The organism is Shewanella sp. KJ2020 (assembly GCF_024197625.1).
Lineage (GTDB): Bacteria > Pseudomonadota > Gammaproteobacteria > Enterobacterales > Shewanellaceae > Shewanella.
Genome location: NZ_JAKUKD010000008.1, coordinates 250,905 through 273,037, shown reverse-complemented (window position 1 = coordinate 273,037; position 22,133 = coordinate 250,905). Strand labels below are relative to the sequence as shown.

The 22,133-nt window shown below is 48.2% G+C and carries 21 protein-coding genes; 19 read left to right on the top strand and 2 right to left on the bottom strand.

The features are described from left to right. Nucleotides 1-201 precede the first annotated feature (201 nt). The 7 genes from phhA (at nucleotide 202) to ompW (ending at nucleotide 6,950) form a co-directional block, all read left to right on the top strand. Nucleotides 202-1,014 carry a phenylalanine 4-monooxygenase gene (gene phhA / locus MJO46_RS05455; protein WP_253988462.1) on the top strand — a complete coding sequence of 271 codons (813 nt, stop codon included), beginning with the start codon at nucleotides 202-204 and terminating at the stop codon, nucleotides 1,012-1,014. Between the two features lie 98 nt (nucleotides 1,015-1,112). Further along, nucleotides 1,113-1,451 (top strand): 4a-hydroxytetrahydrobiopterin dehydratase, encoded by a 339-nt coding sequence (locus tag MJO46_RS05450; RefSeq protein ID WP_007646849.1) that lies wholly within the window; start codon nucleotides 1,113-1,115, stop codon nucleotides 1,449-1,451. Nucleotides 1,452-1,711: 260 nt separating this feature from the next. After that, nucleotides 1,712-3,250, top strand: a complete 1,539-nt coding sequence (gene tyrR / locus MJO46_RS05445) for a transcriptional regulator TyrR (RefSeq protein ID WP_253988442.1) — start codon at nucleotides 1,712-1,714, stop codon at nucleotides 3,248-3,250. A gap of 326 nt (nucleotides 3,251-3,576) precedes the next feature. Beyond that, on the top strand, nucleotides 3,577-4,563 hold the full coding sequence (locus MJO46_RS05440) for a fumarylacetoacetate hydrolase family protein (RefSeq protein WP_253988441.1): 987 nt from the start codon (nucleotides 3,577-3,579) through the stop codon (nucleotides 4,561-4,563). 90 nt (nucleotides 4,564-4,653) lie between these two features. Then, complete coding sequence (gene maiA / locus MJO46_RS05435; RefSeq protein WP_253988440.1) at nucleotides 4,654-5,304, top strand: maleylacetoacetate isomerase; 651 nt, start codon at nucleotides 4,654-4,656, stop codon at nucleotides 5,302-5,304. Between the two features lie 26 nt (nucleotides 5,305-5,330). Further along, a complete protein-coding gene (locus MJO46_RS05430) occupies nucleotides 5,331-5,939 on the top strand; it encodes a nucleotidyltransferase family protein (RefSeq protein ID WP_253988439.1) in 609 nt (202 codons plus the stop codon). Nucleotides 5,940-6,302: 363 nt separating this feature from the next. Further along, nucleotides 6,303-6,950, top strand: coding sequence for an outer membrane protein OmpW (ompW, locus tag MJO46_RS05425; RefSeq protein WP_253988438.1), 648 nt, complete (start codon nucleotides 6,303-6,305; stop codon nucleotides 6,948-6,950). Between the two features lie 66 nt (nucleotides 6,951-7,016). Here ompW and MJO46_RS05420 read toward each other — a convergent pair whose 3' ends face one another. Further along, nucleotides 7,017-7,760, bottom strand: a complete 744-nt coding sequence (locus MJO46_RS05420) for an SDR family oxidoreductase (protein WP_253988437.1) — start codon at nucleotides 7,758-7,760, stop codon at nucleotides 7,017-7,019. Nucleotides 7,761-7,877: 117 nt separating this feature from the next. Here MJO46_RS05420 and MJO46_RS05415 point away from each other — a divergent pair, with 117 nt between their 5' ends. Further along, nucleotides 7,878-8,312, top strand: coding sequence for a YbaY family lipoprotein (locus MJO46_RS05415; RefSeq protein ID WP_198782897.1), 435 nt, complete (start codon nucleotides 7,878-7,880; stop codon nucleotides 8,310-8,312). Between the two features lie 70 nt (nucleotides 8,313-8,382). Then, a complete protein-coding gene (gene metA, locus MJO46_RS05410; protein WP_253988436.1) occupies nucleotides 8,383-9,324 on the top strand; it encodes a homoserine O-succinyltransferase in 942 nt (313 codons plus the stop codon). Between the two features lie 83 nt (nucleotides 9,325-9,407). Here metA and MJO46_RS05405 read toward each other — a convergent pair whose 3' ends face one another. Continuing rightward, a complete protein-coding gene (locus MJO46_RS05405; RefSeq protein ID WP_253988435.1) occupies nucleotides 9,408-10,304 on the bottom strand; it encodes a LysR family transcriptional regulator in 897 nt (298 codons plus the stop codon). Between the two features lie 119 nt (nucleotides 10,305-10,423). Here MJO46_RS05405 and MJO46_RS05400 point away from each other — a divergent pair, with 119 nt between their 5' ends. From MJO46_RS05400 to MJO46_RS05355, 10 genes are all read left to right on the top strand, one after another. After that, complete coding sequence (locus tag MJO46_RS05400) at nucleotides 10,424-11,632, top strand: MFS transporter (protein ID WP_253988434.1); 1,209 nt, start codon at nucleotides 10,424-10,426, stop codon at nucleotides 11,630-11,632. 17 nt (nucleotides 11,633-11,649) lie between these two features. Continuing rightward, on the top strand, nucleotides 11,650-12,750 hold the full coding sequence (locus MJO46_RS05395; protein ID WP_253988433.1) for an alpha/beta hydrolase: 1,101 nt from the start codon (nucleotides 11,650-11,652) through the stop codon (nucleotides 12,748-12,750). Between the two features lie 66 nt (nucleotides 12,751-12,816). Then, nucleotides 12,817-13,866 (top strand): NAD(P)-dependent alcohol dehydrogenase, encoded by a 1,050-nt coding sequence (locus MJO46_RS05390; RefSeq protein WP_253988432.1) that lies wholly within the window; start codon nucleotides 12,817-12,819, stop codon nucleotides 13,864-13,866. A 355-nt stretch (nucleotides 13,867-14,221) separates the two neighbouring features. Continuing rightward, entirely contained in the window at nucleotides 14,222-15,418 is a 1,197-nt protein-coding gene (locus MJO46_RS05385) for an acetyl-CoA C-acyltransferase (RefSeq protein WP_253988431.1), read from the top strand. A gap of 131 nt (nucleotides 15,419-15,549) precedes the next feature. After that, nucleotides 15,550-17,049, top strand: coding sequence for a CoA-acylating methylmalonate-semialdehyde dehydrogenase (locus MJO46_RS05380; protein WP_253988430.1), 1,500 nt, complete (start codon nucleotides 15,550-15,552; stop codon nucleotides 17,047-17,049). A gap of 97 nt (nucleotides 17,050-17,146) precedes the next feature. After that, on the top strand, nucleotides 17,147-18,304 hold the full coding sequence (locus MJO46_RS05375) for an acyl-CoA dehydrogenase family protein (RefSeq protein WP_253988429.1): 1,158 nt from the start codon (nucleotides 17,147-17,149) through the stop codon (nucleotides 18,302-18,304). A 64-nt stretch (nucleotides 18,305-18,368) separates the two neighbouring features. After that, entirely contained in the window at nucleotides 18,369-19,142 is a 774-nt protein-coding gene (locus MJO46_RS05370) for an enoyl-CoA hydratase (RefSeq protein WP_198782905.1), read from the top strand. Then, on the top strand, nucleotides 19,142-20,284 hold the full coding sequence (locus MJO46_RS05365) for an enoyl-CoA hydratase/isomerase family protein (RefSeq protein ID WP_253988428.1): 1,143 nt from the start codon (nucleotides 19,142-19,144) through the stop codon (nucleotides 20,282-20,284). The genes MJO46_RS05370 and MJO46_RS05365 overlap by 1 nt, the downstream gene beginning before the upstream one ends. A 101-nt stretch (nucleotides 20,285-20,385) precedes the next feature. Then, the gene (gene mmsB, locus MJO46_RS05360) at nucleotides 20,386-21,288 is read left to right on the top strand and encodes a 3-hydroxyisobutyrate dehydrogenase (protein ID WP_253988427.1); all 903 of its coding nucleotides are present in this window, start codon (nucleotides 20,386-20,388) and stop codon (nucleotides 21,286-21,288) included. Nucleotides 21,289-21,312: 24 nt separating this feature from the next. Beyond that, a complete protein-coding gene (locus tag MJO46_RS05355; RefSeq protein WP_253988426.1) occupies nucleotides 21,313-22,071 on the top strand; it encodes an SDR family oxidoreductase in 759 nt (252 codons plus the stop codon). Nucleotides 22,072-22,133 lie beyond the last annotated feature (62 nt).

Sequence of the window (22,133 nt, the reverse complement as noted above, 5' to 3'; positions counted from 1 at the left end):
GTTTTTTAGCGTGGGTGTCAAGTTTTTCCTCTGCAGTGACTACTATAGTCGCCCTCTAAGTCATCGTTTTTAATGAATATGTAATATTTGCTTTACGTTTGCGTCACCTGATAACACCAACAATAAACTGTGAGGGAGTTAACAAAAAACGAGGCTTAGATCACTATGGACAGTATTAGCGTCAGCCATGAAGTGAATTTTATGACTAAAGATACAACCCACATCGCCCCCTATGTTGCCAGAAGAGCCGATGACTCCGGGTATATAGATTACCCGCAAGAAGAACATGATATCTGGAGCCAACTTTATGCTCGCCAAGCGGTCAATTTGCCCGGTCGAGCCTGTAAAGAATATCTGCAAGGGTTAGATGCCTTGGCGATGCCAAAGGATCGTATTCCACAACTTGCTGAAATTGATACTGTATTGCAGGCAACGACAGGTTGGAAAACGGCAGCCGTGCCCGCATTGATCTCCTTTGGGCGTTTTTTTGAGCTTTTAGCCAATAAAGAATTTCCGGTAGCGACCTTTATCCGCCGTAAAGAAGAATTTGATTATCTGCAAGAGCCTGATATTTTTCACGAAATATTTGGCCATTGCCCTTTGCTGACCAATCCATCATTCGCACATTTTTCCCATATGTATGGCCAACTGGGCTTAAATGCCAGCAAGGAAGAAAGGGTCTTTTTAGCCCGTTTATATTGGTTTACCGTTGAATTTGGTCTGCTCAAGCCAAAGGATGGGCAACTGTGTATCTATGGTGGTGGGATATTAAGTTCGCCCGGCGAGACCTTGTATGCGATGGAGAGCGAAGTGCCAGAGCGTAAACCCTTCGACCTATTAGATGTGCTGCGTACACCCTACCGTATCGATATTATGCAACCTGTTTATTACGTGATTGAACATATTGATATGTTAGATGAAATCGCCATAATGGACATTATGGCTTATGTCACTAAGGCCCGTCAGTTAGGCTTATTTGCCCCTAAATATCCACCTAAGGCGAAGGCAAGTTAAGCCAGTGTTATTAGAAATCCTTCTGATTTAGTTAAGTAAAAAGGCAACGATAGGCACATTATGTGTTGCGAAAAGATGCGTTGCGAAAAGGAGTATGTATGACCGCGTTATCAAATATGAAATGTGAAGCTTGTCAAGCCGATGCACCGAAGGTGACCGATGAAGAACTTGCCGAGCTGGTGAGAATGATCCCCGATTGGAGCGTGCAAGTACGCGATGGCATTATGCAGCTTGAGCGAGTGTATAAATTTAAAAATTTTAAATTGGCGATGGCCTTCACTAATAAACTTGCCGATCTTGCCGAAGAAGAATTTCATCACCCCGGCATTTTAACTGAATGGGGCAAAGTGACAGTCACTTGGTGGTCGCACTCGATTAAAGGACTACATAAGAACGACTTCATCATGGCTGCCAAGACAGACCAGTTATTAGATTAAAAAATTAAACTATTAAATCAGCGTCTTATTGCTAATTCGACGCTGATTTTTGTTTGCTGTTACAAATGTGCTGTAAACTTGACTTGCCACTTTCACATTTACCTTCTAACGTATATACGCCCAGCTATCAATCCTACCGCTTACGTCTGCGTAAAGGCGAGCGTGCTCATCCAGCAAAGATCACTTTAAGCAAAGTGGATGGACAATAGCTCTGCACGGTTTATCCCAAAATTCGAATCAAAAAGGGAATATCAGTCATTATGCGCTTGGAAGTTAGCTGTCAAGATCGCGTGGGTTTAGCGAAAGATATCTTAGTCGTGTTAGAACGTTATGGCATTAATTTAATTGCCATCGATGCCAGTAACCAAGGCTTTTTGTACCTACAGTTTGCCGAAATCAGTTTTGAAACCTTAAGTGCCCTGATGCCACAGATCCGCAAAGTGGAAAGCGTCCACGATGTGCGAACTGTCTCTTTTATGCCATCGGAGCAGGAACATTACGCCCTCAAAACCTTACTTAAGACCTTACCCGATTCAGTGTTTTCCATTGATGCCAAAGCCCGTATTCGGATTGTTAACGAATCGGCACTGCTGAATATTGGCATGGCGGAGCATGAGGTGCTCGATGAGTCGTTAAATCATTGGGTTCAAGGCTTTAACTTCAGCCGTTGGTTGAGCGAAACCCAAGTACTCCCCCAGGCGGCTAGGGTGCAAATTGGTCCGAATGAATATCTCGCCGAGATGCTGCCGATTTACCTGCCCGATGAGGATGATAAAACCATCCTCGTTGGTGCTGTGGTGTCGTTAAAATCCCCCGCGCGGGTAGGGAAACAGTTTAATGCGCTGCAAAATCAAACCACGGGCTTTGAAAATGTACTCGCCAGCAGTGACAAAATGAAGGAAGTGCTTAAGCAAGCACGCCGTATGGCACAGCTCGATGCGCCGCTGCTTATTACGGGTGAAACCGGCACAGGTAAAGAACTCATGGCCAGAGCCAGCCATGATGCCAGCATGCGCCGCGAAAAACCCTTTATCGCCATTAACTGCGCCGCGCTGCCCGACAGCGCCGCCGAAGAAGAATTATTCGGTTATGTCAGCCAAGGCAAAGTGATTAAACGCGGCTTTTTTGAAGAGGCCAAGGGCGGCACTGTGTTTCTTGACGAAGTGGCGGAAATGTCTAAGGCAGCGCAGGTGAAACTGCTGCGTCTGTTGCAGGATGGTACTTTTAGGCGTATTGGCGGCGATGAGGAAGTGCGTGCTGATGTGCGGATTATCTGTTCAACCCAGAAGAATCTCGCCGAACTTTGCCAAACGGGGGAGTTTAGGGAAGATCTCTACTATCGCATCCATGTGCTCAGTTATCACATTCCCTCATTACGTGAGCGCAAGGTCGATATTATTCCACTGACCGAAATGTTCCTCGAGCATTACAGTCAGCAGCTCTCGAGCCCAGTACGGCGGATTTCGGCCCAGTGCCGGGATCATTTATTGACCTATGCCTGGCCTGGTAACGTTCGTCAATTGAAAAACGCGGTATTTAGAGCCGTGTCTATGTGGGATGGTTCGGCCGAGCTGACGGTCGAGCAGCTTAAATTACCGTCCTACGCCGAAGGGTTTGGTTATTTCGATAACGCCTTTGAGGGGAACCTTGACGATGCGATGAAGCAGTTTGAGGCGAGTCTCCTACGGCGCCTGTATCCGGCTTACCCGAGTACGCGGCAGTTAGCGAAAAAGCTGGGCGTGTCCCACACTGCTATCGCCAATAAACTCAGGGAGTATAAGATTTCTAAGCGCCGTTAAGGGATAGATGTAACATTATCGTTCCACTTAATTGCCGACTTTTTAGTCAGATTGTTCACCTAGACATTGAAGCGTGCCAATTCGATTCTAGGTGTAATAGTTAGTTTACAAAATGTGAAATAATAGCGCTAAATGTGATTTTGCTCACGCTATAGGAATCTGACCGTGCATCGGGTATTCCTACGCGCAGCAAATCCCTTTGGGCCGAGTCATCGGGGGCTTCATTAGCGCGTAAAACCCGCGCAATTAACCGAATTTCAGTTGGCAAATCCTATAGTCCAACATAAAAAGACAGTACGCCGAGCCGTAGAAGCACAGGAGCAGATATGAAACTTGCAAGTTATAACAATGGACGCCGCGATGGTCAGTTGATGTTAGTCAGCCGTGATCTCAGCCAAGCGGTTGCCGTTCCCGCAATTGCCCACACTATGCAGCAACTGCTCGACGGTTGGGCGCTGTTAAAGCCCCAATTGCAGGAATTGTATGATGCGCTTAACGAGGGCAAATTAGATAACGCCCAAGCCTTTGATGAAGCTAAATGTTTATCGCCATTACCCCGCGCCTACCAATGGGCCGATGGTAGTGCCTATGTGAACCATGTTGAGTTAGTGCGTAAAGCCCGCGGCGCAGAAATGCCGGAAACTTTCTGGACAGATCCACTCTTTTACCAGGGGGGCTCCGATAGTTTTATCGCACCTAAGGCTGATATCCCGCTGGCGAGTGAAGATTGGGGTATCGACTTTGAATCTGAAATCGCGGTTGTCACCGACGATGTACCTATGGGTGTGAGCAGTGAAAATGCGGCTAAGCATATCAAGTTACTCATGCTAGTGAACGATGTGTCGCTGCGTAACTTAATTCCTGGTGAGCTGGCTAAAGGGTTTGGTTTCTTCCAATCTAAACCATCGAGCAGTTTTTCTCCTGTGGCGGTAACGCCAGATGAATTGGGCTCCCGTTGGGAAGATTCAAAGGTGCATTTACCGCTGATCACCCATTTAAACGGTGAATTATTTGGTCGTCCGAATGCGGGCGTTGATATGACTTTTAATTTCAGCCAGTTAGTTTCACATGTTGCCAAAACTCGCCCATTAGGCGCGGGTGCCATTATTGGTTCTGGGACTATTTCTAATTACGACCGCAGCGCAGGTTCGAGCTGTCTCGCTGAAAAACGTATGTTAGAAGTGATTGCCGACGGCAAAGCCACTACGCCCTTTATGCGTTTTGGTGACACAGTGCGCATCGAAATGCTCGATGATAATGGCGCCTCCATTTTTGGTTCAATCGATCAAAAAGTGGTTGAGTATAAAGCTTGATATTGCCCCTAACGGGATGTATCTATCATAACAACGGGGCTGAATGGCCCCGTTTTTATAAGCACTTTTATTTTATAAGGAAGTGGTCTGATGAAACTCTACGGTTATTGGCGTTCCAGCGCCGCCTATCGTGTTCGTATCGCGCTTAATCTTAAGGGCGTAAGCGCTGAGCAGCTGTCGGTGCATTTAGTGCGCGATGGTGGTGAGCAGCATAAAGCGGCCTATAGCGCCCTAAATCCTCTGGAATTGGTGCCTACCTTAGTCGTGGGCGATGAAGACGATAGCGATGTGCTGTCTCAATCCCTTGCGATTGTTGAATACCTCGATGAGCTATATCCCAAAACCCCGTTATTGCCGGCATCGGCACTCGAGCGTGCCCATGTGCGTGCGATGGCGCTGACTATTGCCTGTGAAATCCACCCACTAAATAACCTGCGTGTGCTGCAGTATTTAACCCAAACCTTAGGGATTGATGAGACGGCAAAAAATAGTTGGTATCACCACTGGATTGCGAGTGGTTTTGCGGCCTTAGAAACTCTGCTTGTACGCCATAGTGGCCGTTATTGTTTTGGGGATGCGATAACCATCGCCGATATCTGCCTAGTGCCGCAGGTGTATAACGCCCAGCGTTTTAATGTGGATTTAACCCCATACCCTAATATTATGCGCGTGTGGGCCGAGTGCAATCAGCTTGCCGCCTTCATCGAGGCGATGCCCGAGCACCAGGCGGATGCGATATAAATAGGACTGATTATGGACAGTTCCCTGTGATCCAAGGCGATAACAGCGCGCCCCATGAACTTGAGTTACAGACCCGTTTACTCGAATGGATAACCCAAGACAGTGAGCGGGTTAGGGCGCTTCAACTTGCCGCGCAGTGCGCGGCAGAATATGCACTCCCGCAGTGGTGCTTGGCTGCGGGGTTTGTCCGTAATTTGGTGTGGGACCGTTTGAATGGCTTTGAGCCTCGTCCGCTAAACGATATTGACCTGATTTATTATTGCCCGCTAGACATTCGCCCTGAACGGGATAGGGCAATTGAAGCCTATCTACGCCGTTTAGCGCCTGATTTACCTTGGTCGGTGAAAAATCAGGCTCGGATGCATCTTAAAAATCGAGACGCACCCTATATTTCCTGCATTGATGCTATGGCCCATTGGCCCGAATTAGAAACCGCAGTGGGCATTTGTGCCTCATCCAATGGGCTAGCCGCTGGCAGCCTTAACTCTCCCTACAGGCTTATCACTCCCTTTGGCTTGCAGTCACTCTTTGCGCTGAAATTAAGTCCTAATCCCCGCAGGGCATTAGCAATATGCCAGCAAAGGATCGCCGCTAAAGGCTGGCTTAGTCGATATCCTCTCCTCTGTCTCGAATAACGATTTTCTATTAGCCGTATTTTTATTAGCAATGGCTTCTTTGTGGCTAATATCACCGCGATTTAGGGCATTGCTCTAGCCCTAGCTATGTAGATCAAATGTTAAATCGTTTTTTAAGTACTACCCATAACGAGGGGGTTTAGTGATGGCTAATAAATGGCGCAGCTCACAAAAAATAAACCTGCATTATCAATAAGTGTTCACATTGCGTGATCAAGATCCCACGCGTAATACCTAAAAATGGGTACAACGGCACACCTTTGATTTGGATCAATAAAGTGGTCGTATTTCTCTGGCAGGGTAAGCCTCAATTGTTAAGGATGTAATATAAAACAAAAACCTATGTTGTACATATGGAGTATGATGATGAATAAAAATACTGTTTCTACACTGATCGCTGCGACCCTACTAGCCGCTGGTTTTACTGCTTCTGTTTCTGCACATCAAGCGGGCGATATTATCGTTCGTGCCGGTGTGGTCGTTGTTGCGCCGAATGAATCAAGCCAAGATGTTGCGGGTAACGGTGAGTTTATTGTGAGCAGCGATACCCAGTTAGGTTTGAACTTCGGTTATATGTTGACCGATAACTTTGGGGTTGAATTATTAGCCGCCACACCGTTTAGCCACGATGTCTCTTTAAATGGCGTGGGTAAAATCGCCGAAACCAAACAGTTACCACCTACCTTAGTGGCCCAATATTACTTTGGTGATGCGCAGTCAAAATTACGCCCCTATATTGGTGTCGGTGTGAACTACACCAACTTCTATGATAATGAATTTACAAATGATTTAGGCGGCGCTTTAACTGACCTAAGCATGAGCACTTCTTGGGGTTTAGCGGCTCAGGTCGGCTTAGATTTTCAAATGAGCAAAAACTGGTTACTTAACGCATCTGTGTGGTACGCCAAAATTGACAGTGACGTGAAATTCAAACTGGCCGATGCGCCTGTCACCATTGAAACCGATATTGACCCATGGGTTTATATGGTGAGTGTGGGTTACACTTTCTAATGCTGAATAAGCATTAAATAAAAAGGAGCCTTAGGCTCCTTTTTTGTTTATTACCAATACGTTAAGCTAACTTTTTGGCTTTTTAGCTTTCCAGTGGCGAGTGTTATAGATAAATTCGGGTAATAATACGGTGAGCCAAGCGACGAGGCGCCAGCGTTTGGTCACATAGACGCGGCGTTTGCCTTGCTTCATCGCTTTGATGATTTGCGCTGCCACTTGGGGAAGAGGCGCAAGCCAAAGCGCACTTTGCTGCATGGCTGCCTTATCGAGCAAACCGAGTTGGATATCGGTAATGGTAATAGGCAACTTGAGGCGCTGGGCATGCATACTTAAGCCTTCAAGGTAATTTTGCCCAAAGGCCTTTGAGGCGTGGTAGGCCACACTCGGTCCACCGCGCAGTCCTGCAATCGAATTAATTGCCGCCAGTTGCCCATACCCTTGCTCGCGAAATAGTCTAAACGCCGTATTGCAGATAGCGGCAAAACCTCGCACATTAACGTCGATAATGTCCTGCTCTGGCTGCCAAGGCAGCTTTGGATCATAGCTATTAAGGCCAGTATTGACTAAGACTAAATGGGCGCCCCCTAGGCTATGCCAGACGGTTTCAAGTTGCTTGATAATGGCTTGAGGCTGATCTATCTGCAGTGCAAATACTTGTACTTTTGTCGGTAATCTTGAGGCAAACTCCCGTAGCGATTCTGGATCTTGAGCAAATAAGGCTAATTCAACCTGTTGATCTGCCAGTTGCTTTGCAAGTTCGCGGCTTAAATGTGAGCTAGCGCCCACAATTATCGCAGTTGCTTGGGTCATAAATTTTTCGGCAACGAAATGGTGGCTTATGATAGGAAGATATGTTCAGCAAGACAAGATTTATAGCACGGACATGTGGACATCTAGAAGTCTTTATGTATGATTAGGAGAAATAAAATGAGTCAATGGTCAAACTTGAGTGTGCTGATCTCGGCGGTGCAAAAATTCACCGCAATCGCATTAATTGCTGTGACGGGGTTATTAGCAGGTTGTGCAACCCCCAATGCGGTGGTCGAGATCAAAGGTGAGGCTATGTACCGTGAGCGAATCGCGTTGCCCAGCGAAGCCAAACTCATCGTTCAGTTGCTCGATGTGTCTAAAATGGATGTGCCTGCCATAGTGATGGCCGAACGTGTGAGCCAAGGGGCACAAACCCCAACACAGTTCAGTTTTACTATGGGGCGGGATCAGTTTGAAGCTGGGCATACCTATGCCGTAGGCGCAAGGATAATGCTCGGTGATAAGTTATTGTTTATTAATACTCAAGCCTATCATGTCGATCTCAATTCGACCGCGGCTATGACCATAATGCTTGAGAAAGTCGGTGGCTAGTTAGCCCGCTCAGAAGTGAGCTGACATACGCGCCGGATCCGTTGGTATTTACGAACAGAAGAGGCGCGGTATGCCGGTTAAAATTCCAGATCATCTGCCCGCGGCAGGGGTTTTAGAGTCAGAAAATATTTTCGTGATGTCCGAAACGCGGGCGGCGAATCAGGATATCAGGCCGATGAAGGTACTGATCCTGAATCTGATGCCCAATAAAATCGAGACAGAAACCCAGTTATTGCGCTTACTCGGTAACACGCCGCTGCAGGTGGATGTGGATTTATTGCGCATTCACGATAAAGAATCCAAACACACCTCCATCGATCATATGAACACCTTCTACCGTGACTTTGAGGATGTGCGCCACAAAAACTACGACGGCCTGATCATTACTGGGGCACCGCTGGGGCAAATCGATTTTGAAGATGTGGTTTACTGGGACCATATTCGCGAAATTATCGATTGGTCCCAAGAGCATGTCACCTCAGTGCTGTTTTTATGTTGGGCGGCCCATGCGGGTTTATATCACCTCTATGGTTTACATCGAAAAATTCTGCAGCAAAAGCGTTCTGGCGTGTTTGTGCACCGCCGCACTTGCCAGCATTTTCCGCTGCTACGTGGTTTTGACGATGAATTTTTTGCGCCCCATTCCCGATTTGCCGAAATGGACCTAGAAGAAATTAGGCAACATCCACAGTTGCAAGTGCTCGCCGAATCCGATGAGGCGGGGGCCTATCTGGTTCTTAGCCGCAATAATCGCAACTTGTTTGTGATGGGCCATCCTGAATATCAAAAATCGACCTTAAATGATGAATATCGCAGGGATTTAGCCCAGGGCTTAAATCCAAATGTGCCACAAAATTACTATCGCAATAATGACCCGAAAGCCGACGCGATTGCCCGCTGGCACAGCCACGGTAGCCTGTTGGTCAGTAATTGGCTCAATTATTACGTTTACCAGTTAACGCCCTACGATTTAAGCGATATGACGGCGATGACACCGTGGGAATCGCGTTAGAAGATGTCGAGCTAATATTTTCCCATAGCGCAACAGGGATACGAGACATCGTCGCGGTTAGCTTCCATTATTATCATTGATGATTAGGTTGCTTTATGCTGATTTGGCTTGTATTTAATCGCATCGACGAATGCCATAAAGGCTGGTGAAGCTTGGCGGCGATTTGGATAGTACAAATGGTAACCCTGAAAATAGGGACTCCAATCGGTTAATATCATTTTTAGTCTGCCATCAGCCAAATAAGGAGCAGCTAAAGGTTCGGGTACATACGCTAGCCCAATGCCGTCCAGTGCGGCATTGAGTACATGGATAATGCTGTTGAACACTAGTTGTCCATCGACTTTCACTGTGAAGGCTCGTTGTTGTTTTTCAAATTCCCAGGCATAAATAGAGCCCGCTATTCTATGTCTAATGTTAATGCATGCATGTGCGGTTAATTCATCAGGTGTTATCGGTGCTGGGTTTCGCTCAAAATAATCGGGTGAACCCACCACCACCAATCGCCAGTCGGGCCCGATGCGGACTGCGATCATGTCTTTGCTGATAGCCTCTCCCAAGCGGATCCCTGCATCAAAACGCTCCTCAACCATGTTGGTAAAACCGTAATCAATATACATTTCTAGCTTGATTTCTGGGTACTCACGCAAAAATGTCGCCAGTATCGGCCGTAAATGTAGTTGGATCTGATCATCGGTGCAGGTGAGTCTAATCGTGCCTTTAGGTTTATCCCTGAGCTCACTTAATGCTTCTATTTCTAAGTTGATCTGCTCAAACAGTGGAGTTAGGGACTGGGATAAGCGAATGCCTGCTTCTGTGAGAGATACATTTCGTGTGGTGCGAGTAAGTAAGCGTACGCCTAATCTTTCCTCTAGACCTCGAATGGTATGACTAAGTGCCGAGGGGGTTACACGCAACAGGGCTGCGGCTTTGGTGAAACTTTGCAGCTGAGCCACGGCCAAAAATGCCTGCAAATCGTTCATCTTCTGGTTTGCCATTACTGAATTTATCTCACAACTACATAAAGATTATACCTACTAATCAAATCTTAAACTGTCTGTCAATATGAACTTATGTTTTTGTCAGTTAATCATGTGTTGGAATGAATACAACTAGTTCTGCGGGTCATACCGCAATATTGAATTGCTGGAGTGGGGTTGTTGCGTTATCAATTTGTGCTTTCGCATTAGTTACTTCAGAGTTTTTGCCGGTCAGTTTATTGACTCCCATTGCGAGGGACCTCGATGTTACAGAGGGAATGGCTGGGCAAGGGATCGCTATTTCTGGCATTTTCGCTGTAATAACAAGCCTGTTTATTTCTTCGCTCTCAGGCAACCTTGACCGCAAGCTCCTATTGTTGGGGCTCACTACTGCTATGGGGATATCCGGCGCTATCATTGCCCTTGCTCCCAACTACCCCATCTACATGCTCGGACGGGTGCTGATTGGTGTGGTTATCGGCGGTTTTTGGTCTATGTCAGCGGCCACCGCTATGCGTTTAGTTCCTACACATCAGGTTCCTCTCGCCTTAGCCATAGTTAACGGCGGTAATGCCTTGGCAACGGTATTCGCTGCACCATTGGGATCATGGCTTGGTGAAGTTCTTGGTTGGCGTAGTGCTTTCTTCTGTTTGGTCCCCATCGCACTCATCGCCTTAGTGTGGCAATGGTACGCGTTACCTTTTATGCCTGTTACTGGGCGGTCAAGCCGTTCTGGTCATGTATTGCAGATGGTTCGGTTATTAAAACTTTCGGGCATCAAGATGGGGCTAGTGGCCAGCAGCATGATGTTTATGGGGCAGTTTGCATTATTCACTTATATCCGGCCGTTTTTGGAAACTGTCACTCAGTTGCATGGCACCACTCTTTCATTTGCGCTGTTGGTAATAGGTGTCGCCGGGGTTATTGGCACTTTGTTGGTGGTTAGAGTTTTGCAATGGGGGTTTTATCAGACATTGGTCGTGATACCACTGCTAATGGCCGCAACGGCACTTGGTCTGATCGCCGCAGGTACATGGTTTACGGCTGTGATTGTGCTACTTGCGCTATGGGGACTGACTGGCACTTCGGCTCCTGTCTGCTGGTGGGCGTGGATTACCAAAGTATTTCCAAACGATGCTGAAGCGGCAGGTGGTCTCTTTGTTGCCATCATTCAACTGTCTATTGCGCTTGGTTCTACACTCGGGGGACTCCTGTTTGACTACAGTGGCTATCAAAGCACCTTTTTGCTCAGTGCCACACTTTTGCTGATATCAGCATTACTTTCAATACTCACGGCACAGGCCTCTACTAACACTATTCACAACAACTGAAGATATAAGGAAAAATCATGGGTGAACATTTAGAGCAAGTCACACAAAATGATGATACACCAGATACATCACGTCGAAATCTGTTGAAAATAGCAGGTGTAGGTATCGTAACTGCCAGTGTTTCATCAATGGCAGCCATGCCAGTTGCGGCTGAGACTGAATTACAGCTTGGATCTGAGTGGGATAAAACTTTTGCTAAAAGTGATAAGGTTGACCATAAAAAAGTCACCTTTAAAAACCGTTATGGCATCATTTTAGTCGCTGATCTTTATCAGCCCAAAAATATCAGTGGTAAATGTGCGGCTATTGTCGTCGGTGGTCCTTTTGGGGCCATTAAAGAACAATCTTCCGGTTTGTATGCACAAATCATGGCAGAGCGTGGTTTTGTTACACTCGCATTTGATCCTTCTTTTACCGGAGAAAGTGGGGGAAAACCGCGCCATGTGGCATCGCCAGACATCAATACTGAGGATTTCAGTGCCGCCGTCGATTGTCTTGGTTTATTGCCCGCAGTTGATCGCGAGCGAATAGGTATTATTGGGATTTGTGGCTGGGGAGGTATGGCCTTAAATGCAACCGCTGTCGACAAGCGAGTAAAAGCAGTCGTTGCCAGCACTATGTATGATATGACTCGAGTGATGTCCAAAGGTTATAACGACGGTATGACTAAAGAACAACGCACGAAAACGCTGGAGCAGCTTAGTTTACAACGGTGGCGTGATGCAGAGAAAGGCGAGCCGGAATTAGGCCCCATTTTTAACGAACTCAAGGGCGGTGAGCCGCAATTCGTAGTGGATTATGCTAACTACTATAAATCTCGTGACCGTGGTTTTCACCCAAGAGCCATTAATTCAAACAGCTCTTGGACTATTACTAATCCGTTGTCCTTTATGAATATGCCTTTATTGTCGTACATTGATGAAATATCACCACGCCCTATGTTGTTAGTTCATGGTGAAAAAGCGCACTCGCGCTACTTCGCGGAAACGGCCTTTGCCGCTGCCGCAGAACCTAAAGAGTTGATGATAATTAAAGGTGCTACTCATATTGACTTGTATGACCGGGTTGATGTTATTCCCTTTGATAAAATGACCCAATTTTTTCGCCAATACCTGTAAGTGACAGCGGCGTTTAGCCGCAGCACTCTAATTACAATCCACGATGATTTATATAAGGAATTTACGATGACTATCAAAGCGTTCGGTGCTGTTGCTGCTGATCAACCCCTTGGCCCACTGAATATCAGCCGCCGCGCACCTAGTGCCCATGATATCCAAATTGCTATCGATTTTTGCGGTGTATGTCATTCCGATCTGCATACTGTACGCTCGGAATGGGCGGGTACCTTATATCCCTGTGTGCCAGGGCACGAGATCGTTGGGAGGGTTACCGCTGTGGGTGAACACGTCACCAAATTTAAGATAGGTGATTTAGTGGGCGTAGGCTGCATTGTTGATAGCTGTAAACAATGCGCTGATTGTGACGACAACCTAGAAAATTACTGTGATCATATGATCGGCACTTATAACGCCCCAACCACTGATGCGCCAGGTCATACGCTCGGTGGCTATGCCGAACAAATCGTGGTTCATGAGCGTTATGTGCTGCGTATCCGTCATCCTCAAACGCAATTAGCGGCAGTGGCTCCTCTCTTATGCGCGGGTATTACTACTTATTCTCCGCTTCGCCATTGGAATGTTGGACCGGGTAAAAAAGTCGGTATTGTTGGCATTGGTGGTCTTGGGCATATGGGCATTAAGCTCGCCCATGCAATGGGGGCGTATGTTGTTGCATTTACCACTTCAGAATCTAAACGTGATGCTGCCAAAGCTTTGGGTGCTGACGACGTGGTTATCTCCAAGAATGCCGATGAAGTGGCGAAACATGCGCAGAGTTTTGATTTGATTGTGAATACCGTTGCAGCTCCCCATGATCTGGACGCTTTACTTAGCCTATTAAAACGCGATGGTACTATGACCTTGGTTGGCGCACCTGCAACAAACCATCCATCCCCCGATGTTTTTAATTTGATAATGAAACGCCGTACCCTTGCGGGTTCAATGATCGGCGGGATCCTTGAAACCCAAGAGATGCTCGATTTTTGTGCAAAAAACAACATCGTTTCAGATATAGAACTGATTAGGGCTGATGAGATTAATACCGCCTATGAGCGCATGCTGAAGGGCGATGTGAAGTATCGGTTTGTTATTGATAACGCAACATTAACGCGATAACCGATCTGACTATGAGTGATGGGATGCATCAAGGTAGCTGGACATTCTACTGATGACGTTGCCCATTTCACTCTAACTTGGCTGCTATTGAGTTGTGCTTTCTACGGGTCTTAGTACCATAGGGGCACTCTTTGCTAGTCAACACATGATATCAATTCTATTAACAGAACCCCGCTCTTTTAATTGTTCTTTGCTGTAAATCCTTGCTGACATTTCCAACTGAGAAAATCTGCACATTAGACCAAGGAATACTTGCTTTACGTTCGCGTAAACGTCAGAGTGGTTTTATTGTCGATTTTATTAAACGTCCCGAGACTAGCACTAGGCTTAGTGGTCAATTTAGGTTGGAGTTTCCATGAGTACTGAACAGTTAAATCAAGATATCGTTATCGTTATCGTTGCCGCTAAACGCACCCCGATGGGCGGATTTCAAGGGAGTTTATCATCCGTAGCATCGCCAGCCTTAGCGGCGACGGCGATCAAAGGCTTGTTAGCCGATACCCAATTGGCGGGTGAACATGTCGATGAAGTCTTGATGGGCTGCGTATTGCCCGCAGGTTTAGGTCAAGCGCCTGCGCGTCAGGCAACCTTGGGGGCCGGATTGCCGCTGTCTGTCGGTGCGACGACTGTAAACAAGGTCTGTGGTTCAGGCATGAAGACTGTCATGTTAGCCCACGATTTGATTAAAGCAGGCAGTGCAAAAGTGGTAATCGCTGGCGGTATGGAAAGCATGAGCCAAGCACCGTATCTCTTGGATAAAGCCCGTAGCGGTATGCGTATGGGCCATGGCAAAATGCTCGACCATATGTTTTTAGACGGTCTTGAAGATGCCTACACGGGTGGCGCCATGGGGACTTTTGCCCAGAAAACCGCCGATGAATACGGCATTACCCGTGAGCAAATGGACGCTTTTGCCCTAAGCTCGCTCGAAAAAGCCAATGCGGCGATTAACTCGGGTGCCTTTAAAGCTGAAATTACCCCTGTCACTGTCAGTGATCGCCGTGGTGATATGACTATCGATACTGACGAGCAGCCCGGTAATGCCCGCCCTGAAAAAATTCCTACGCTGCGCCCAGCCTTTAGCAAAGACGGCACTATCACAGCGGCCAACTCTAGCTCGATTTCCGATGGTGCTGCGGCACTAATGCTGACCTCGCGTGGCGAGGCTGAGCGTTTAGGCTTAACTGTATTAGCGACCATTAAAGGCCACACCACCCACGCCCAAGAGCCTTCACTCTTTACCACTGCACCGGTTGGCGCTATGGCGAAATTGCTGGCGAATGTGGGTTGGTCAACGGATGAAGTCGATTTATTTGAAATCAACGAAGCTTTTGCCATGGTGACTATGCTTGCCGTGTCTGAACTCGGTTTAGATATCGCTAAGGTTAACGTTAATGGCGGCGCCTGCGCCTTAGGTCATCCTATTGGCTGCTCGGGTTCACGTCTGCTGGTGACCTTAATCCATGCATTAAAAGCCCGCGGCCTTAAGCGCGGAGTTGCCTCTCTGTGTATCGGCGGCGGTGAAGCGACGGCGATGGCCATCGAAGTCTAATCGCTAAGGTTTTAGTTAAATCAACAAGGCTTAAATCAACAAGACGGGCTGGCAAGGGCAATCACTTCCCTTGAGGATAATCATAATATCGCACCGCTAGCCCATCACTCTACAAGGAAAAGGATTGCAACATGACCACACAAGTAAAGCATTACATTGACGGCGAGTTTATCCAAGGTACTGGCACATCAAAGATTATTGTCACCAATCCCGCGAATAACTCGCCGATTGCCGTGATTAATGCTGCCACGAGCGAAGAAGTTCATGCCGCGATTGCTAGCGCCAAAGCGGCCTTTAAAACCTGGAAAGAAGTGCCCGTGTCAGAGCGCGCGCGCGTCATGTTGCGTTATCAGCATCTGTTAAAAGAGCATCACGATGAACTGGCGACCATTCTTGCAAAGGAAACTGGCAAAACCTTCGAAGATGCCAAGGGCGATGTATGGCGCGGTATCGAAGTCGCCGAGCACGCCTGTAACGTAGCATCATTATTGATGGGCGAAACCGTCGAGAACGTTGCGCGTTCAATTGACACTTACAGCTACACTCAACCGCTCGGTGTGTGTGCCGGTATTACGCCATTTAACTTCCCGGCGATGATCCCATTATGGATGTTCCCACTGGCGATTGCCTGCGGTAACACCTTCATCTTAAAGCCTTCAGAACAGGATCCTATGACGCCGCAGCGTTTGGTTGAGCTGTTTGTTGAAGCGGGCGCACCTAAGGGTGTGTTGCAATTAGTGCATGGTGATAAAACCGCCGTTGATACCCTGCTGGCAGACCCTGCGATTAAAGCGATTTCCTTCGTCGGCTCAGTGGCCGTGGGCCAATATATCTATAAAACCGGTACAGATAATTTAAAACGCGTACAAGCCTTTGCGGGTGCGAAAAACCACTGCGTTATCATGCCAGATGCGAACAAACAGCAAGTAATCAACAACTTAGTTGGCGCATCTGTGGGCGCGGCGGGTCAGCGCTGTATGGCGATTTCGGTGGCCGTGTTTGTTGGCGCCGCGAAAGAGTGGATCCCAGAGTTAAAAGAAGCCTTAGCCAAGGTTCGCCCAGGTTTATGGGACGATAAAGCCGCGGGTTATGGCCCGGTTATCAGCCCAGCAGCTAAGGCGCGAGTGCTTAAACTTATCGCCCAAGGTAAGGCCGAAGGCGCCGAGTGTTTACTCGATGGCAGCGATTTTACCGTGGAAGGTTACGAGTCCGGCAACTGGATTGGCCCAACCATGTTCAATAAAGTCACTACCGACATGAGCATCTACAAGGAAGAAATCTTCGGCCCTGTACTGTGTTGCATGGAATCAGACTCCTTAGAAGCGGCCATCGAACTGGTTAACGCTAGTCCTTATGGCAACGGCACATCTATCTTTACCGCCAGCGGCGCCGCTGCCCGTAAATATCAACACGAAATCGAAGTCGGCCAAGTGGGCATTAACGTGCCCATTCCTGTGCCATTACCTTTCTTCTCATTCACCGGTTGGAAGGGCAGTTTCTACGGCGATCAACATGCTTACGGTAAGCAAGCGGTGCGTTTCTATACCGAGACTAAGACCATCACTTCCCGCTGGTTCGAGTCCGATATCGCCGTGGCTTCTACGCCAAATATGAGCATTAACCTACGCTAAGCTCGGTGATTTACCTATCAAGCTATAAACCACGGCGTCTTTATGGCGCCCAATTTATTAAATAAAAGAAATGACCACAGAGTCATAGGAGAGCCAGATGGATTTTAATTTCAACGATGACCAACGCCAGTTTGCCGATCTGGCGCGCCAATTTGCCGCAGATGAGTTAGCCCCTTTTGCCGCTAAGTGGGATGAAGAACATCATTTCCCTAAAGAGGTGATCCAAAAAGCCGGTGAGCTGGGTTTTTGCTCACTCTATTCGCCAGAATCCGAAGGTGGCATGGGCCTATCGCGCCTCGATGCCTCGATTATTTTTGAAGAACTCGCCAAGGGCTGCACCGCGACCACGGCCATGTTGACCATTCACAATATGGCAACTTGGATGGTGACGACTTGGGGCACGCAAACCCTGCGTCAGACTTGGTCCGAGGCGTTAACCACAGGACAGATGTTAGCGTCCTATTGCTTGACTGAGCCGGGCGCCGGTTCGGACGCCGCATCTTTGCAAACCAAAGCGGTGCGCGACGGCGATGAATATGTGATTTCGGGTTCGAAAATGTTTATCTCGGGCGCGGGTGCAACTGAATTGCTGGTGGTGATGTGCCGTACGGGCCAAGCTGGACCTAAGGGGATTTCGGCGATTGCTATTCCAGCCGATGCCGCTGGTGTTATCTATGGTAAGGCCGAAGATAAAATGGGCTGGAATGCCCAGCCGACTCGCCAAATCACCTTTGAAAACGTGCGTGTGCCAGTAGCTAACCTGCTCGGTGAAGAAGGCCAAGGTTTTACCTTCGCAATGAAAGGTTTAGATGGCGGACGCATCAATATCGCGACTTGTTCAGTGGGGACCGCGCAGGCGGCCCTTGAGCGTGCAACTCAATATATGAATGAGCGGCAGCAATTTGGTAAACCCCTAGCGGCATTCCAGGCGCTACAATTTAAGCTTGCCGATATGGCAACTGAGTTAGTCGCTGCCCGCCAAATGGTGCGTCTGGCCGCCTTTAAACTCGACAGTGGCGACCCAGAAGCCACTGCCTATTGTGCGATGGCAAAACGTTTTGCTACCGATGTGGGCTTTCAAGTTTGTGATGCGGCGCTGCAAATTCATGGCGGATATGGTTATATCAGGGAGTATCCGTTAGAGCGTCACTTCCGTGATGTACGTGTACACCAGATTTTAGAAGGCACCAACGAAATTATGCGCCTCATTATCGCCCGTCGTTTGCTCGATGAAAATGCCGGACAAATCCTTTAAGCTGTCCTGATGGGACTGTAGGATTTGGCGATAACAGATTGGAAATATAAGGGAGTCGATATAGATGGAATATTTAGTTGAACGTATCGAAGGCCATACGGCCATTCTGACGATGAATAACCCGCCAGCAAACACTTGGACCGCCGAGAGTTTACAGGCACTCAAGGCTAAAGTGCTTGAGCTAAATGCCAATAAAGAGATTTATGCCTTAGTGCTTACGGGCCAAGGGCAAAAGTTTTTCTCCGCCGGTGCCGATTTAAAGCTATTTAGCGATGGTGACAAAGGCAATGCGGCAACGATGGCAAAACACTTTGGCGAAGCATTTGAAACCTTAAGTCAATTCCGCGGTGTGTCGATTGCGGCGATCAACGGCTACGCTATGGGTGGCGGTTTAGAAGTGGCGCTCGCCTGTGATATTCGCATTGCCGAAATCCAAGCGGTAATGGCATTACCCGAAGCGACAGTCGGTTTATTACCCTGCGCGGGTGGCACTCAAAATCTGACCGCTTTAGTCGGTGAAGGTTGGGCTAAGCGGATGATTTTATGCGGCGAGCGTATCGATGCCACCCAGGCATTAAATTTGCGTTTAGTCGAGGAAGTGGTTGAAACGGGTGAAGCCCTCAATGCGGCCATTGCCCTTGCGGCGAAGGTGGCGAATCAGAGCCCGAGCAGCGTCACCGCCTGTAAAACCCTTATCCAAGCGGGCCGTAATATGCCGCGTAGCCAAGCCTTACCAATAGAGCGTGAACTGTTTGTCGGATTGTTCGATACCGAAGATCAGGCCGAAGGCGTGAATGCGTTTTTAGGGAAACGTAAAGCCGAGTGGAGAAACCGCTAATGACCCATGCAGTAGATCAGGCCACGACCACACAAAATGTGGTGTTTCAGACCTTAGCCACCGCTTCTGGCAAGTTGATTGGAGTGGTGACACTCAATGTCGAAAAAGCCCTCAATGCCTTAGATTTAGGCATGGTGCGCGCGATGACGACGCAGCTCAATTTGTGGAAAAAAGATCCGTTAATCGCCTGTGTGGTACTCGATGGCAGCGGAGAAAAGGCCTTCTGTGCGGGGGGCGATGTGCGCGCGTTATATCACGCGTCTGTTGCCGCTAAGGGACAAGTGACTGAGGTCGCTAAAGTATTCTTCGAAGAAGAATATCGTCTCGATTATCTACTGCATACCTATGGTAAACCTGTGCTGGTATGGGGAGATGGCATAGTGATGGGCGGCGGTCTGGGTCTGATGGCGGGCGCGAGTCATAGAGTGGTGACTGAAACCTCCCGTATCGCTATGCCTGAAGTCACCATCGGGCTTTATCCCGATGTGGGCGGCAGTTATTTCCTCAACCGTATGCCGGGCAAAATGGGACTGTTTTTAGGACTCACCGCCTATCAAATGAATGCCGCCGATGCCTGTTATGTGGGACTTGCGGATCACTATTTAAATCGTGACGACAAAGAACTGATGTTTGATGCCATGGCAACCCTCGACTGGAGCGACACGCCTGCGCTGAACCATCAAAGACTCGACTCTATGATCAACGAATTGTCGAACCAAGTGGACATCCCTAAGGGCGATAGTTTACTGGCCGAGAGTCAAGAGATTATCGACCGACTGATGGCGGGCAGTTTGACGGATATCGTCAGCCGTATGTCGACCTTAAGTACCGAAGAAGCTTGGTTAAATAAAGCCTGTGCGACCATGTTGGCGGGTAGCCCAATCAGTTGGCATTTGGCGTATATTCAAACCCAACTCGGCACCAAACTCAGCCTAGCACAATGCTTTAAATGGGAATTAACCGTCAGCGTTAATGTTTGCGCCAAGGGCGATTTCTGTGAAGGGGTACGGGCACTGTTGATTGATAAAGACAGACAGCCAAAATGGCAATTTGCCGATGCGCAATCCGTGCCAAACAGCGTTATCGAAGACATTTTGACCTCACCTTGGGGAGAAGAACATCCCTTAAGCCAATTAAGCTAAGCCAATCGATGGCAGGCAAAGCGAGCACTTTGCCTGCCATTTTTATCTGGAATAAAAAACTATCTGGAATAATAACGACACCAGAACACAGGAGTGATGGCATGAGTACAGTAGCATTTATCGGTTTAGGTAATATGGGCGGCCCAATGGCGGCTAATTTATTGAAAGCGGGCATGACGGTTCGGGTATTCGACTTAGTGCCAGCCGCCATGCAAGCCTTGGCCGACCAAGGCGCATTAGTTTCTACCACCGCCTGCGGCGCCGCGGCGGGTGCGAATGTGGTGATCACTATGTTGCCCGCGGGCAAGCATGTAAAAAGTTTATATCTTGGTAATGGCACAGATAAAGGCCTGCTCGAGGTGGTCGCTGGCGATACTTTGCTGATTGATTGCTCGACTATCGATGCCCAAAGCGCCCAGTTAGTGGCGGCCGAAGCGGCTAAAAGCGGCATCGAATTTATGGATGCCCCCGTTTCTGGCGGCACGGCAGGTGCAGCGGCGGGAACCTTAACCTTTATTTGTGGTGGTTCGGACATCGCCTTTGAGCGCGCACAACCCGTACTTAGCGCTATGGGCAAGAATATTTTCCATGCGGGCGGAGCCGGTGCAGGTCAAGTTGCTAAAATCTGCAATAACATGTTGTTATCTGTGCTGATGGTGGGCACTTCCGAGGCGCTGCAAATGGGGATTGACCATGGTCTCGATCCTAAAGTGTTGTCGGACATTATGAAGGTCAGCAGCGGCGGTAACTGGACGTTAGAGAAGTACAACCCATGCCCAGGCGTGATGGAAACTGTGCCGTCTTCTAAGGGCTATCAGGGCGGCTTTATGGTAGATTTGATGGTTAAAGATCTCGGCCTGTCACAGGAAGCTGCATTATTGAGCAACTCCAGCACGCCAATGGGGGCACTTGCCCGTAGCTTGTATGTGAATCATGCACGACAAGGCAATGGCCGCCGAGATTTTTCCAGTATTTTTGAGCAATTTGCACCACTAAAAAAATAGACATTAAAAACAAGGGATAACCAGATGGATTTAAAAGATAAGGTGGTCGTCATTACTGGCGGCGCGGGTGGTTTAGGCTTAGCAATGGCGCAAAACTTTGCCCAAGCGGGTGCTAAGTTGGCGCTTATCGATGTGGATCAAGAAAAACTTGAACGTGCCTGTGCCGATCTCGGTGCCACCACTGAAGTCCAAGGTTATGCGTTAGATATTACCGACGAAGAAGACGTAGTCGCAGGCTTTGCCTATATTCTCGAAGACTTTGGCCAAGTTAACGTGCTGGTTAATAATGCCGGTATTTTGCGCGATGGCATGTTAGTCAAAGCCAAAGACGGTAAAGTGACTGACCGTATGTCATTCGAGCAATTCCAATCGGTGATCAATGTTAACCTTACCGGTACATTCCTCTGCGGCCGTGAAGCGGCGGCGGCGATGATCGAATCCGGTCAAGCGGGCGTGATTGTAAACATTTCAAGCCTTGCTAAGGCGGGCAATATGGGCCAATCAAACTACGCTGCCTCTAAGGCTGGCGTTGCGGCCATGTCAGTAGGCTGGGCCAAGGAACTGGCGCGTTATAATATTCGCAGCGCTGCAGTCGCTCCCGGCGTGATCGCTACCGAGATGACGGCGGCAATGAAGCCTGAAGCCTTAGAGCGGTTAGAGAAGTTGGTACCCGTAGGGCGTTTAGGTCATGCCGATGAAATCGCTTCCACCGTACGCTTTATTATTGAGAACGACTATGTCAACGGTCGTGTCTTTGAAGTCGATGGCGGTATCCGCATCTAATGGGAATTCCCTATCGTTGCTAAGCAAAACCGAGTCTAGGCTCGGTTTTTTATTTATTGCTA